Genomic DNA, 14,728 nt, shown 5'->3' with positions numbered 1-14,728 from the left:
GGCGAAGCCTAAAGCCGCGATAACCTTAATGGTGCCAACCCCGCAAGCCGCAGCCCGGCGGCATCCGCAGGATTCGCGGGCGGGGCAGCCCAGCGAAATGCGCCAGATCGTCAGCGGCATCACAGGTGCCCATCCTCCCCTGGAGGGGGAGGATCGGTTCGCATGCAGCGAAGCGGCATGCGAACCGAGGTGGGGTGACAGCCTCTCAATGGAGGCGGTGCCCGAGTGGAGAGATCACCCCACCCCGCTCGCGCTTCGCGCGATCGACCCTCCCCCTCCAGGGGAGGGTAAGACGCCAGCGAGCGCTGATCTCACCACGTTTTCCGCACCGACATACCTCAACCACCGGTTCCCTCGCTCAGGAACCTCATCCTGACCGCGATTAAATTTCGCGGCGCAGCCCGGATCACGTTTGCGTTGCACAATGTTGACATCTTAGGCAGCGATAGTGATGGGCGCTGGACGAGCCATCTCATTCGTTTTGCGTTTCCAGTCTTCGTTCCCGCTGAATTTGAGGCCTAGGTCGGGGCCGGCGGGCAGCGCCAGAAGGCTCACTCCATTTTTCATTAGCGTGAGGGACCAACTATGACAGCTGCGACTGATCCGTTTTCTGCCTCGATCATCCCGTTCGAGGTTCCCGAGCAGATGCGTGCGTTCGCCGAAAAGGGCGTGTCGCAGGCGCGCGAGAGCTATGCCAAGTTCAAGGACGCGGCCGAGACCCACAACGGCACCGTCGAGGCCGTGTTCACCTCGGCCAACAAGGGCGCGAGCGAGTACACGGCCAAGCTGGTGGAGTTCATGAAGGCCAACACCAGCGCCCAGCTGGACTTCGCCCAGCAGCTGTTCGGCCTCAAGTCGCCGGCGGAAGCGCTGGAGCTGTGGACCGGCCACACCCGCACCCAGCTCGAGACCTTCCAGTCCCAGGCCAAGGAGTTGGTCGAGCTCGCCCAGCGCGTCGCCGCCGAGACCGCCGAGCCGATCAAGGCCTCGGCCTCGAAGTTCTACAAGCCCGCCGCCTGATCAGGCCGGCTGGTTTAAATTAAGAAACCCGGGCCTAGAGCCCGGGTTTTGCTTTGGAAATAACCTCATCCGAAGGGCGATTCTCGGGTTTTGCGGCCTTGCCAAAAACGCCCGTTGCACCTAGTTTCCGCCCCGTCCAGCCCCCCTAGGTCGACGGCCCGTCCAGGCGCCCAAGGCGGCTCGCAAGGATGCAGTTGTAGCTCAGTTGGTTAGAGCGCCTGTCTGTGGAACAGGAGGTCGGTGGTTCGAGCCCACCCAACTGTACCACCGTTGCGGATAACTCCGCATTCCCAGCATCTTATTGATAGACCGAGTGGATTTGCGCCGCCTAGAATACAAAAGGCTGCACAAATGGCGTTGCGAATGGTCGCGTTGAATCGAGCCGCAGATGGTCGGTGGTTCGCCCGGAAGGGCATTCCCCAGGACGTCCGCGAGGACTACCAGCGTCTCTACGGGCACAAGCGCGAAGCCCACCTCAAGCTTCCGGCCGGCACTCCGAAGCATGAAGCCAAGGCTCGCCTCGGAGAGTGGGAGGCTGAGGTTGAGACGCGCATCGCAACCCTGCGAGCCCAAAGGAACGGCGAGGGCCAGCCGCTCACCAAGCTCAACGCAATCGCGCTCGCGGGCCGTTGGTACAACTGGTTCGTGAAGCAACACGAGGCGGACCCGGGGCAGCCCAAGTATTGGCGGGACTTCGGGGACCACGTCGTCTGGAACGTCATTCGCCCGGAGGCGCCAGAAAGCTATGAGGAGGATTCGAGGTCGGACCCGCACGCAGACTGGCAGAACGACCCAGAGGTGCGGGACGCCGTAAGGCCGCAGATCGCTGAGTTGGCTCGCGTCGCCACCTTTCTCGCTAGCGAGGGGAAGGCACTGAACTCGACCGCGTATGCCCTGTTCGCGGATGCTGTCAGCGACAATCTTTTGCCCGCGATCCAGCTACTAGAGAAGCGAGCCCAGGGCGACTACTCCCCAGACGAACGGCCCGACAGCTTCCCGCCTTTCACAGACGGGGCCTCACGCGCGCCGAGCGTGAGCTGCTGGGAGCTTTTCGAGGCCTTTGTTCTCGCAATGAAGCCCGCGCCTAAGACGGTGACCCGATGGCGTGCCGTGTTCCTTGAGATGCAGCGGGAGTTTGCAGAGGTCGGGGCAAATGGGATCACGGAGGACGCCGCGCGTAAGTGGGTGCACGGGCTGATCACCGAGGGGCGTCAGGCAATCACCGTGCGAGAGGTTTGGCTATCGTCCTCTCGGCGCGTGTTTGGCTGGGCCCGCGAGCATAAGCGCATCGCGCAAAACCCATTCAAGGAAGTGCGGGTGGATGTTCCGCGAAGGGTGCAGACCCGCGAGGACGGCCGCAGCTTCACCGATGTAGAAGCAAGCACCATTCTTAAAGCGAGCCTAGCCATCCAGAAGCCCGCCACGCCTACTGAGCGGACGCGCCGTTGGGTGCCGTGGCTGTGTGCCTACTCGGGAGCGCGGCCTGGAGAAATCACGCAGCTTCGGGGCATCGACATTGAGGACCGCAAGGGCCTGTTCGTGATGAAGCTCACGCCGGACGCCGGCACGATCAAGACTGCAAAGCCTCGTACTGTGCCCATCCACGAGCACCTACTGGCCCAGGGCTTCATTGAGATGGTGGAGCGGGTAGGCAAGGGCGCGCTGTTCTACAACGACAAGACACCCCAGCGATTGAGTGCCGATCCCATGAAGCCGTCGCGGTCTCGTGCAGACACCGCCCGTGCACACCTCGGGGAATGGGTCCGCGGGCTGGGCGTCAATGACCCTGAACTCAGTCCTAACCACGCTTGGCGCCACACGTTCAAGCGGCGCGCAGACGAGATTGGGATGCCCGAGAAGATGAATGACGCGATCACTGGCCACACCCAGGCCACTGAGGGCCGAAAGTACGGAGCACCTACGCCGGCCGCTATGGCCGAGGCCCTGAAGAAGTATCCCCGATACAAACTCGATTGATGGTGTTTGCCCCGAGGGACCGTCACGTGTCTCTTGCGGGAGTGTGCGGCGTACACGTGGCAAGCACAACCGGCAGGGCATTGGGGCTCACCGGGCATCAATGAAAGAATCTCGCACCATGACTAGCATCACAAAGAAAACCGCCGCCGCCTTGGTCACCAAAACTCTCACCGCCGGATCGGCTTTAGAACAAGCAGGGGCCCGCTGGTATGCGCGGCTTGACACTCTGCCATGGGTGCCGGCCGTCCTGTGGAGGCTCTGCGCACGCGTTGGGGCGGCAGGGATGGCTCTTGAGGCCTTCGCTGAGCGCGTTGCTCCTCGGCTCGGCATCGACATGACCGCAGACGTATTGGAGCCACTGCTTGACCGTGCGTGTCGCGTTTGAGGCTCTGCGCCGTGATCATCAAGTCGGGGGCGGTTGTGGTCCTCTCGTGCGTGCTGCTGGCAGCGTGTGCGTCACCGCAGGAGATAGCCACTAAAAAGGCCGCAGCTGAGCAAGTCGCCCAAGCTGAACGCGAGAAGCGCTGTGCATCGTTCGGCTACCAGCGGGGCACGCCCGACAACAGCAAATGCCTTGAGAACCTGTATGTGCAGGATCAACAGAGGGCGGCATTCGAGGCAGCAAATGAGGCTGCAAGGCGCGAGGCGGCTGCGGACGCTCTTCAGGCCGCTGGGGCGTCTCTATCGGCGATAGGCAAATCATCGGACCCACCGCCACAGCCTACGTTCCGCCAGCCGATACGCTGCAACACGTTTGGCACCACCACGACCTGCCAGTGAAGCAAAAAGGCCGCCCCCGCGGGATCCTGATGGAAACCTTGGGAGCGGCCGGTATTTGCAACTTTTGCCTCTGTGGGCGCTCTTGTCGTCGCTACTTGGCTTGTTGTTCGAGCTTTTTGATCCGCTCGTTGAGCCCGATTACGGCCTTCTCGACCTCTTGCTTGTAGTGACTGAACTGCTTCTCAAGTCGTTCGAGCTTCTCGGCTAATTCGCTCATACTGATAGACATTTTATTTCTCCGAAGACGCGTGATTCGCTGAGTACGGGGAAGAAGCCGAACCGGGGCAAAAGAGATACTGGGAAAAATACGGGTGGCGATCAAGGGAATGAACAACGCGGGGTGTGGGGGGTGGTGCTGCCTTCTCAAGCAGCCTTCATCAGGAAGCTCTTTGATCCCCGCCCGACACCAGCTACGTACGTCACACCCAACTCTGCGAGCGCCTGCGTGGTCGGGTGGTCGGCCGCGTTGAGCGTCTCGCGTAGCTTCTTGAGGCTAGTGAGCTTCAGGGAGTGCTGGATCTCTGAGAGCGATACGGCCCCGGCAGGCAGCTCTTCCATATAGGCGATAAGGCGGGTGTGAGAGCTTTCGCGGGGGCGCTTTTGCTTCGGCGGATCCAGCTCAAAGGCCCACTGCCGCACGGCGATTCCGGGCATGTCAGCCTTGATAGCGTCCAACACAGCTTCTCCCACGGCGTCCTGCGGCAACACGATGAAAATGTCTGCGGGCGGGCAGTTGCCCTCAGCGTCGATAACGTGCCTGCAGCAAATGCGGTTGATGGCCTGGATCACTGACACCGACATCTGGCGCCGCTCCATTTCTTTGCGCACATTTTTGAACTGCTTCCACTCGGGGGACTGGAGCCATTTGTCGTCCTGAGAGCCTTGCAGCGCACAGAACATATTGGTGGCCCACGTCTGAGGTCGGTACGGTAGTCCCAGGATCAAAGCAGCGTCGAAGTCCTGCCAATCGTTTCTGCCATCGACGGCGTTCCAGTGGCCGACATCAACCATCATCGCCGACTTATCGCGCCACCCTCTGACGATGGTGTCCTCAACGTCCTTGTGTGCGCACACGAACAACGAACGGCCCCCGCCAAGCGCAGCCTCAACAGCTCGCCGGACCCGTGGCAGGCGTTCCTTGATGTGATCTATCATGGCGTTCTTCCCCAGCCGAGTGCCACGAGCGACGTGGAGCGTAACGTTGTTATAGTCGCGGGCGTGACTGGGCACCGGGGGGCATACGTGCCTCTCCTCAAACAAGTCCCACAGGAAGTTGCTCTTTGCGGTCGCATCCAGCACCACGGGGCCGGGGGTGTTCAAGGGCACCGCCAGGGCGGCCGAGTTGATCGAATGATATTTCCCCTCCTTGGCGTAGTAGGCGAATTGGTCGAGGCACGATTGAACAGCCTCCAGCGTCTCTGCTACACGCGCGGCCAACCAAGCGTGGTTCTTGTGATTGCTGCGGGTGCCCACTAGGCGGTCATAGCGCAGCTCCCCCATCGCGGCCCGAAGTGGTGAGAGGTCTATGGCGCCTGGAGCCTCCTTTTCGCCCCAGATCATTGACATAGCGCTGTCACCGTCTTGATCCGACACATAGGCGAGTAGAACGCTGTAGACCTGCTCCAGCACCTGCACTTGCTCGGGGAGAGCCTGCCGCACAGCTTGGGGAATGATGCCGAGCACGAAGGCTAAATTATCTGCCGTCGCGCTGCTCTCATCGACCACGTTAGCCAAGGCCTCATCAATTACCGTCAGAAGGCGCTTCCCGCCGCGCCAGGACACCAGCCGCTCCCATGCTGCCCAGTTGTCGCCCTTGAGGTTTCTTTTGGCGTTGAGGAACGCCTGATGCGTGATCACCACTACGTCACTCGCTCGTAGCGCCTCAGGGCCAGCCGCGTTGCTGGAGTGGTTCACAATGGCCACCGGACGCCCTGCAATCGCGTTGATGGTGTCCCTGATCTTGTCGGCCTCCTCAATCAGACGCGTCACCACGAGCATCCCTATAGGCTTCAGGTGGCCCTCAAGATTTCGTTGCGCCTGCATCGCCGCATACACGCAGGTCCCTTGGGTCTTCCCGCTGCCCGTGGGAGGCTGCAAGATGCGCCAAGGTGATTGAACACCAAGGGAGGCTTCCTCAATGGCGGCTCTGAAATTCTCGCCCATGATCCTCCATAGGATCTTCAGAGGTGCAGAGGAATGTTGTCCGAGGCCAATAGGGCGCGGTGAGGTCCAGTAATCGTTCATCCGTGATGAGAAATCCTGCGGACACACCAGCGCGTAATGGGCTGGAGATGCTAGATTGATATTCATGCTTGGTGTTCCTGTTAGGGACACGACAAGCCGCCTAGTGATCCTAAGGGACACCAGGGTGGGCTTGTGAATGTTGAAGGATTGTTGGTCTGACAAAGACCAGTCAGAAGGCGGCCCCTGAAGGCTCTAAGAGAGCGGTATTGGTCTCAGGGGCAGTATTAGGATTGGTGTTGTTAAAACACCCCCTCAAGGCTCTAAGAGAGATATCCATTAGAGGTCTCAGGGGGACCTTTCTGTGGTGAATGCTTTTGGGTGTTCTCCTCTGAGATGAACTTGGCAGGCTTAGAGCAGCCCTGAGTATCTCAAGGCCCACGGAAATCAGCTTTGATATTGTTACAAAGGTGGTGGGTGTTCTCTCCCTTGAGCGTTCTCACTAGGTGGCCCCTAGGACCCCCAGAGAAGCCTCAGGATTCACTTAGGCCGCCGTGGTGCTCTACTGCCCCCACGGCCCAAAGGCCTCTCAGCGACTCCCGCAGAGAGCCTGAGGATTCATTGGTGTCCTTGGGTGCTCGGTGTCACCTAAGAGCACCAAGGTGTCCCACCGGTTTCTGCGGGGGACCGTGGGCTCCGTCTTCCTCTGGCTCAGGCTCTCTTCCGCTTCCGGTTGGCCATGGGGCCCTCTCCCCTCATCGCGGCGAGAACTTGGTGACCAAGAGCGGCACCTTTGGGCGTGAGGACCACCCGCCGTTCCCTGTGGTCCCCGTAGACATGCTGGACTGTCGTAACGAGGCCTAAGCCGGCCGCACGTCGTCGGTTGCGGGCGCCAAGCTCACCGACGTGCCTGGACATCACAGCGCCGCTTACGCCGCAGCGTGCCGCCAGCTCCGACACGGTGAGGCCTTCGTGTATCATGACGTTGAGGAACGTGTTCACGAGAGATGCGGTCATTCGTTTCGGGCGAGCGCGGCAAAACACCTCCACAACATCGTACAGCACTGCGCCTTGCTGACGTTCTTGTGCTGAGAACGTTGGGCTATCGCGGTCAGGCATGTGCTTCCCCTCGGCTTCCTAAGGTCCATGAATTGAACCACAGGAGGGCCGAAGGGAGGCCAATGGCTTGTCAGCTGGTAGCTACTTTCCCCAGCTCAGCATTGAGTGAGCCTTAGGGCACATCAGGTCTTCACAGCGAACACGAATGACAGCGCTACGGGGCGCGTTTCTGTCGTGCCAGTGTTCGCAGGGGTGCTCACGGTGACCGTGTGGTTATGCGAAGCAGAGCGGCCCGCCGTGGTGCCGCTGAACGTGTGCCCGTGGTCGATGTTGGTAGCGTTCGTGACTGCGCTGATCTGGGTAACACCCAACGCAGCCGAGCCCGTGATGCCGGGGTTGCCACCGCCCGCCTGAAGGAGGTTAGCGCCGCTTCCGATGGAATGCGTATGGGCGGCGTTGGCGTTCATCGCGCCGGTCGTGCCCGAGAACGTGTGCGTGTGCTCCTGCGTTTCAGCAGCAGTCGTCGGCGTGACGTCAGGATGCGTGTGCGGGCCCACGGTATCCGCCTGGGCCGTACGGGCCGCGGTGGTAGCCGTGCGCGAGCGCGGGAAGCGGCCGGAGGTGTACATGTCGTCGAGCGTGAAGATGCCCGAGGAGACACCAAGGAACGTAGCCAGCGCCGGGTAGTCGGTGACGTTGTAAGTTGCGCCGTTCAGCTCCAGCCAGTCCTTGCCGGTGTCCGTGGTGGTCTTGCCGAGGCTCGGTGGCTCCTTGAGGAACATTGCGACTTCGCCAACGGTGCGCGTGCCCTTGAGTGTCCCACCTACCACCGACATCACGCCGGCCGCGGTGCGCTGCAGGCCTAAGGTTGGCTCTGAGCCAAACGAATACGCGGGCTTGGTGCTGGTGCCATCCGCTGGGATGAGTTGTCCCGAGGTGTTCGTGAGGGCCCCGGTGTGAGCGAGGGTGTTCTTGAGCGTCGCCTTGATGAGCCGCATGTGGTCGTCGGCATTTGCCATCGGGTCGGAGGCGGCGGGGTTCGAGGTAACCAAGTCTGAAATGAAAGTGGCAGTTTCTAAAGGCATCGGTGGATGAGATGTGTCTCAGGATAGCTTCGTTGTCGGATGATGTTTGCGGAGGGACGCAAAGGTCTCCACCGCGTGCGGATCGTCGGCGCCTTTCTCGATGGCATGTCGATAGGAGGCGGCAGTGGGAGGACGGGTTTTGCCTGGAGCGGGATAGGCCTGTCGGCGAGCAAGCTCCGTGAGTTCAGAGGGCGACCACCCGGCCCTGATGAAGCCGCCAAGGGCTTCTCGGTGTTGGATGGTGCGGAGATAGGAGCGGATCTTCGTGAAGTCGGGCGCCGCTGTTGGCCCGCTGGGTGTGGTGGTTGATGGTGATGCGTTCACGTTTGACGTTGAGGGGTGAGTGGAAGGCGAGGGGCGGCCTTGGGGTCCAACTGGGGACGGTGGCTGCGCTTCCCTCTCTAACGGGTCGGGATTGGCCTCTAAGACATTGGCATCGCGGCCGAAGGTGTTCGACTAGGCGGGTTTTGTGGCCACCGGCCCATCGTGGGCGCTGCGTGCTGCTCACACCGGCATTGCCCCTTCCTGTGTAGGTGCGTGCGCTTGATTGCTAAGTCCTTGGCGTCTCGACCGAAGGGGCTGAAATCGGCTGCTTAGGATCCGCGCGGGACCTTCGTGGCTCAGCGTCTCCCTCTGTAGGTGGGGGCGTCTAGTCGCTAAGTGCTTGACGGCCGCAGTAACTCCTCAATGATTTCAATGGCCCCTCTCTTGGAAAACGGGTCCATGCCCACGCCCGCCGTGCTCCTCAGAAACGCGCGCCGCTAGGACACCAGGGGAAGCCATCAGAGGACAGGTCCTTTCGAGGTCGCCTTTGGTGTATAACGGGTCAAGGTTGAACGCTAAGTCCTTGATGGCTTCGGAGATGCCCAGCGAAATCAATGGGGACCCATGTAATGCGCGGGCCGATGGGACCCATACGGAATCCAGTGTTGAACAAGGGACCCGTTGGGGGCGCCAGCGCACACAACAGCCGCAAGCTTCGCCGCCGCAGTCGCTTTAACTGAGAAGCTTTGAAGTCGGATGAGGGCTCGACGCCAAATTAGGATCCCTTAGGCTAGATGGGACCCAAAATTCGCGGCGCTGCTGATGGGCACTCGACCCAAGCTACCGGACCCGGTCCAGAAAGCTTTCCCCCTGCATCTTCCGACATGCCCAAGAGAACGCACGATTAGGGCTCTTCGCGTTGTAACTGTTGAAGAGCGTTCGAGCCTCCGACATGCAGTTGTCGTAGGACGTGTCGTTGCCAACGTACCACGCTTGGGCGCCGCCGTTGTAGTATCCTACTTCAGCCCTGTATGTGTACGGGCTTAAGAATGCCGGTGGCCCAAAGACCCACAGGTACGCAGCAATAGCTCCGATGACAATCAGCGCCCGCATCGTCAGCCCCCCACCTACGGATTGATGTTTACCGAAGACCGGGGGCGGGTTTCAAGCGCGCACACGCACCGCATTACGACGCACACCACAGTCGTAAGCTCCGCCGCCGCCGCCGCTTTAACCGAGAAGCTTTGAAATCGGGTGGGGCCTTGATGCCAGATTAGGATCCCTTGCCCGCGATGGGACCCAAAGTTTTCGCGTGGTGTCTCGTGCGCGCCGGGCAGGCCTCACCCGCGGTAGATCATCCACAGGCCAACGATGAGGAGCACGCCTGCGCTCCTTGAGGCCTGGAGCATAGTGAGAAGCGACGAGAGCATCACCAACAGTGTTCCAAGCTGTGACATCGCGGCTCTCCTTACGCGCGCTCTAGAATGTTCGCGACGCTCTGGGCGTACCATTGGCCCCCGCGAGCCGTAGGGATACCCCGAGCATTCAACGCGTCCGCCAGCTGCCTGAGGGTGCTCGCGCCCGCCTTCTGGGCCTCGCGGATGATCGGCAGCACGTTCGCAGCATAGCGGTCAGCCTCAGCCTTCACGGCCTCCACGGCGCCCTTGCGAGCCGCATGGAGCCTTGGGTTGCCCAGGGTGACCCCGCGGGCCTTAGCGGCCGATAGGGCTTGCCGGGTGCGTGTGGAGATCAGCGCGCGCTCCTTTTCGGCCAGCGCGGCAAAGAGGTGGAGCACGAAGGGATCAACGTCAGGGCCAAGCTCAGCGACCACGAAAGGCACCTTGTGAGCCATCAGACCCGAGATGAAATGGACGTCGCGGCTGAGCCGGTCGAGCTTGGCCACGCCCACGTGACACTTGAGCTTCCTTGCGGCGGCCAGGGCGGCCTTCAGCTGCGGCCTGCGGTCAAGAGCATCCGAGCCCTTGCCCGTCTCCACCTCAACGAACTCGCGGGCCACCTCGTATCCCTCAGAGGACGCGAAGTGGGCCAGGGTCTGCCGCTGGGCCTCGATGCCTAAGCCGGAGCGGCCTTGGCCGGAGGTGCTAACGCGGATGTAGGTGATGAGGGGAGCCGTGGTCACGTCGAGATCCTCCAAGCGCTGCTTGTCTAAGATCTATACGTCCGTTTAGATTTTATACGAGCGCTTTTTCGGAATCCCTGAGATTCCCTTTTGCATGGCTTCCGTGGAACGCTGTGAGAACTGTGAGTTGCTTCGCGCAAAACTTGTGCCCTGCCCGTTGCTATACCGAGAATCGGTATAATGGGAGCGCGAGGACGAATCATACGGATGGCTTCTACTTCTCAACTTGGAATCATAACTGTTCCCGTCGATGGTGCTTGGGACATCGAGGACCTGAGAGCGCTTGCGGAAAGCCTGTCTGAAACCTACGGGCTCTTCTATCCGCTGGTCGCCCAAGATGATGACGTGCGGAAGCAGCTACAAGATTTGGTCCGCAAACAGTTTTGGTCAGGCGACATCGATACACGGCATTTTGGTCAATGGCTCTATCGGGCCATCCCGAAAGAGGAGAGCCTCAAGCTAAAATCGTTTACCTATCACTCACCGGGCGCCATGGAGCTCAGTGGTGTCTTGGTCGTGCTGTTGCTTCTGTCTCGGGTAGCTCGCTCTTGGATTGCGACTGGTAGCGCCTTCATCGATTTGTGGGCCAAAGTTGATAAGTTTTTTGAGCGCCGCAAGAGTTTACGGAGACCTAAGAAAAAGTTCGAGGTAAGCGACGACTTGGCTGAGGGCAGCGACGAAGCCCGCGCGCTAGTTTTGCAGGCCGGGCACATGCTGGGCTTTGACGATGCGTCATGCGAGGTCCTGATCGGAGTTGCCGGCAATCCGATTTCAGCGCTCAAATACCTGGTCGCCGCCGCAAACGAAGCGCGCAAGCTCGCCGATTTGGAGCGTGAAGGGCTGATTAAGTTACCTCACCGAGATCAGCCAATTGCTCTCAGAGGCTCTGAAACCTCCAAACAACGGAAGCGCGCCCGCCCGACGCCCTCCGAGGTTCGGCAGGGGATCAAGCCAAGGAAGAGCTAACACAGGCCCACCACTACTTAGAGAATGAGCATGGTCAAGCGTCCCGCCGAACCCACCTATCGCCCTGCAGAGTTGAATGTAGAACAAATCGAACGGGCCATTCCTCGGATCGAAAGGAGGATTGCTGACCTGAAGAACCTTAACTTTGTTCCCATGCGAGAGCGAGGCGCACCTGAAATCCGGGGCATCAAGGTTTCGATTGAGCAAACTTTGGAAGAAATCTTCGGTGCCTATTCAACGGAATACAGGCGGTATAGCCCGGCCGCTGTGCTGAACGGAGGTCCGATGGCTATAGGGGGCGGTCGAGGGATTGACCCGCGGCCCTACTATGAAAAGAGCCGCTCTCAGTCCATTGCGCTGCTCGAACAGGCCATCCAAGGTTTGAAAGAAAGGCAGGCAGATCTCGCTAGCAGCAGCGGCGGTCAGGAGCTGTTGGTCGAGGACGACAACGCGGCTCCGGAATTTTCTCGTAGAATATTTGTTGTTCACGGTAGGGACGGAGAGCACAGAGAAACGGTGGCCCGTTTTCTTGAACAGCTCGGGTTCGAAGCCATCATTCTTCATGAGCAGCCCAACAGAGGCCGGGCGCTCATCGCTAAATTCCGAGAGGTTGCGGCGGATATCGGCTTTGCCATCGTGCTAATGACACCGGACGACATCGGAGGGATCCGCGATGGAGAGCCCCAACCACGAGCGCGTCAGAACGTCATATTTGAACTGGGCTTCTTCATTGGTGCGTTGGGTCCAGAGCGGGTCGCCGCGTTGGTGAGCAGCCAAGTGGAGCGCCCGTCCGATTTTGACGGTGTTGTCTACATTCCCCTGGACGGAGAGTGGCGGCTGCCGCTCTGCAGGGAGTTGCGCGCGGCCGGTTACGAGGTCGACTTCAACAAGGTCCTCTGAGCTTCGCAGGGGTTCAGCTGTGCCTCTGCTCGGAGCGTAGGAAGCGGCTACTTGAAGTTCGACACCTAACGGGAGGCGAGAGTGGCAATTGATTGGGACAGAGCGGGGTGTACGTTCGTTGCGGGCCTAGCAGCTGCTTCCGGGCTACTATCCTTGGGAGCCGGTATTTGCTGGATCGGGCGGCTTGGCATCAATGTTGTGAGTTGGATCAAGATAGGCGAATGGCCGAAGTACGCCGTCTTCGACTTTCTGCATGATGTCGGGCTGGGTCTGCCGCATACCGACCTTGTGGGGCTGCAGAAGATCATAATCTGGCTGGGCGAGCAGACAGCGCTTTGGTTGTTCTTCGCTTTGGCAGTTGGTCTCTACGGATCGTTTATGTGGATTGGAATGGCGTCTGCATCCTGTTTCGCCGAGATAGAGCGCGTTAGGGCACTGGACACCCGTCGACAAGCCGATGAAGAAGAGTACTCGTTAGAAGACCTTATCGCGGGCAAAGAACCACCAAAAAGGTCCGACTGAGCGTGACTGCGTCGAAGTCTTTGGGGATCACGCCTTGAGTGGCTGGTGTGCCCAGGCATGGACGAGCACATGTTAGTTGCGCCGAATTATTGGACCGGAAGACGTCATGGAAGAAGTCGATCAGGACGATGAACTGAGGGCGCGCCTGCAGATAGTCCGAGAGGAGCTAGAGGCCGGAAGGCTCCGCTTTGCCAAAGACATGAAGGTGATCGATAGTCTTAAGGCCGTTCGCTACGGCCCCGATGGCAAGGTTGACCTTTCCACAGTCGATGGCAGTGTTCGATCCTTGGCTAACGTCGTCACTCACTTTCGACAAAGGCGCGAAGCAACCGAAGCAGTGTCTCTCCGAGACCTACAAGAGACCTATTTCACCTATATCGAGAGAAACTTCGGTTGGCTTCACACCAAGATGAAGGAGCAGGGGGCTAGTCCATCGCAAGTAGGCGCTGCGTTAGCCGCCAACCCGGATGCGGTTGCGGATTTCAAGGCCAACCTGCCCAAGTTCTTAGAGATGATTGATGATCTGTGGGAGCAAACGTGGGACAGTGCTCACTACCACGTTCAAGACCTCACGGGTCTCAAGGCCGTCTTTGGCGGCGAAACGTTTCCATCCGGCAGGAAGAACGTCGTTTCAAGTTCTGGCGTGTACACAGACACCATTGTTTTGCCAGATCCATTTCTCCGTACGAAAGTGTTTGCCCAGCGAGAGGATGCAAATGCTGTTCGCTGGTGTGTGAAATCGGCGATGGCGCTCTTGAACTATCGCGAGGCGGCCTTGGCTGACGTCAAGGTGCCGCTGGTGGTCATTGCACCCGATGCTACTTACGTTGACGATGAACAGCGAAAGGCGATGGTGCAGTACTCGGAGCCGAGCGTCATCAAGCATCTAAGGGCTCTGTTTGGCGTGCCTTTCGGCTCTATCGAGGAAGCCGAACGGTTCCTCAGGGGCTTAAAGTCCCCACAGGATGTAACTGGCAAGTTAGCCGATCAAAAGAGGTTGCTGTTCCATCTCGGTGATAACGCCCCACTGGAGCAGCAAATCGAAGAATACATGCGAGACTACTTCAGCGAGTTCTATGAAGGTGTCGCCGGTCTCGCTGTTCTGTCGTCTGCCATGGGTCGAATGCGCCAAGCTACAGACTTACTTCGTCGGTCCGCATGGCTTGGGGGAACGCCTCTGATCGACGCACCGACTTCGTGGCAGTATTTCTCTTGGAAGCTTGCCTACGACGCGGAAGGTTCGTCAGAAGGGTCTGATCTCAATTTGCACATGACGCGTGCTCTGCAAAATGCGGCTGACTACGAAATGGAGTGGTTAGGTAAGGTGCCAATCGAAGCGCTCATCGAAATGAGAAAGCAGAACGTTATGCCCGAGTTGCGTCAAATGCTCTCACAGGGCGTTGAGACTTTGATGGAGCTTCGGCCTGATAACTTTCACCGGACCGGCGACCAGGTGATCAAGAACATTCAAGACGCCTTTGACGAACACCGCAAGAACCTGAGGAAGTTGACTGGAAAGAAGTGGCGTTTTGCTGGGGTCGAACTGGGAAGCTGCATCGCGAAGGGTGCGATCCAGATTGCATCCGCCTTCGGAGTTCCGGGCGTCAGCCTTCTCGGCACAGCGATTGATCAATCCGTTGATGTGCCCAAACTTAAGGATCTTCCGAAGAAGTTTCGCGCCCTCAAGGAAGAGCACCAGAAAACCCACCGTTCGGCCGTTGGGCTTCTCTTCAACGCAAGCCGGGAGGACTAGGGCGCCTATGGCCTGTTCGCTGTGTGAGGTCGTCAAAGTATCTGATGAGGGCCGCCGCGCGGGACTGGGCATCATCGTCCG

The 14,728-nt window shown here is 59.6% G+C and carries 10 protein-coding genes and 1 tRNA gene; 7 read left to right on the top strand and 4 right to left on the bottom strand.

Annotated features, from left to right (window positions below; all coding sequences use genetic code 11):
• Nucleotides 1-585: 585 nt before the first annotated feature.
• The 3 genes from ACKWRH_RS38190 to ACKWRH_RS38180 all read left to right on the top strand — a co-directional run bounded on the left by ACKWRH_RS38190 (nt 586) and on the right by ACKWRH_RS38180 (nt 2,997).
• Entirely contained in the window at nt 586-1,020 is a 435-nt protein-coding gene (locus ACKWRH_RS38190) for a phasin (RefSeq protein ID WP_445217749.1), read from the top strand.
• A 190-nt stretch (nt 1,021-1,210) separates the two neighbouring features.
• Nucleotides 1,211-1,287, top strand: a tRNA-His gene (locus ACKWRH_RS38185).
• Between the two features lie 96 nt (nt 1,288-1,383).
• Nucleotides 1,384-2,997 (top strand): tyrosine-type recombinase/integrase, encoded by a 1,614-nt coding sequence (locus tag ACKWRH_RS38180; protein WP_445217748.1) that lies wholly within the window; start codon nt 1,384-1,386, stop codon nt 2,995-2,997.
• A gap of 871 nt (nt 2,998-3,868) precedes the next feature.
• Here the strand turns inward: ACKWRH_RS38180 and ACKWRH_RS38175 are convergent.
• From ACKWRH_RS38175 to ACKWRH_RS38160, 4 genes are all read right to left on the bottom strand, one after another.
• Complete coding sequence (locus ACKWRH_RS38175; protein WP_445217747.1) at nt 3,869-4,006, bottom strand: hypothetical protein; 138 nt, start codon at nt 4,004-4,006, stop codon at nt 3,869-3,871.
• A gap of 134 nt (nt 4,007-4,140) precedes the next feature.
• Nucleotides 4,141-6,087 (bottom strand): hypothetical protein, encoded by a 1,947-nt coding sequence (locus ACKWRH_RS38170; RefSeq protein ID WP_445217746.1) that lies wholly within the window; start codon nt 6,085-6,087, stop codon nt 4,141-4,143.
• Between the two features lie 1,112 nt (nt 6,088-7,199).
• Nucleotides 7,200-8,015 carry a hypothetical protein gene (locus tag ACKWRH_RS38165; protein WP_445217745.1) on the bottom strand — a complete coding sequence of 272 codons (816 nt, stop codon included), beginning with the start codon at nt 8,013-8,015 and terminating at the stop codon, nt 7,200-7,202.
• Nucleotides 8,016-9,834: 1,819 nt separating this feature from the next.
• On the bottom strand, nt 9,835-10,506 hold the full coding sequence (locus tag ACKWRH_RS38160) for a recombinase family protein (RefSeq protein ID WP_445222551.1): 672 nt from the start codon (nt 10,504-10,506) through the stop codon (nt 9,835-9,837).
• A gap of 207 nt (nt 10,507-10,713) precedes the next feature.
• Between ACKWRH_RS38160 and ACKWRH_RS38155 the strand changes: the two genes are divergently transcribed.
• The 4 genes from ACKWRH_RS38155 (at nt 10,714) to ACKWRH_RS38140 (ending at nt 14,647) form a co-directional block, all read left to right on the top strand.
• Complete coding sequence (locus tag ACKWRH_RS38155) at nt 10,714-11,472, top strand: hypothetical protein (protein WP_445217744.1); 759 nt, start codon at nt 10,714-10,716, stop codon at nt 11,470-11,472.
• 30 nt (nt 11,473-11,502) lie between these two features.
• Entirely contained in the window at nt 11,503-12,372 is an 870-nt protein-coding gene (locus tag ACKWRH_RS38150; protein WP_445217743.1) for a TIR domain-containing protein, read from the top strand.
• 81 nt (nt 12,373-12,453) lie between these two features.
• The gene (locus ACKWRH_RS38145; RefSeq protein WP_445217742.1) at nt 12,454-12,894 is read left to right on the top strand and encodes a hypothetical protein; all 441 of its coding nucleotides are present in this window, start codon (nt 12,454-12,456) and stop codon (nt 12,892-12,894) included.
• A 106-nt stretch (nt 12,895-13,000) separates the two neighbouring features.
• Complete coding sequence (locus ACKWRH_RS38140; RefSeq protein ID WP_445217741.1) at nt 13,001-14,647, top strand: hypothetical protein; 1,647 nt, start codon at nt 13,001-13,003, stop codon at nt 14,645-14,647.
• Nucleotides 14,648-14,728 lie beyond the last annotated feature (81 nt).

The sequence above is a fragment of the Bradyrhizobium sp. Pa8 genome (assembly GCF_052588265.1).
This window is presented reverse-complemented; position numbering and strand designations above follow the sequence as displayed.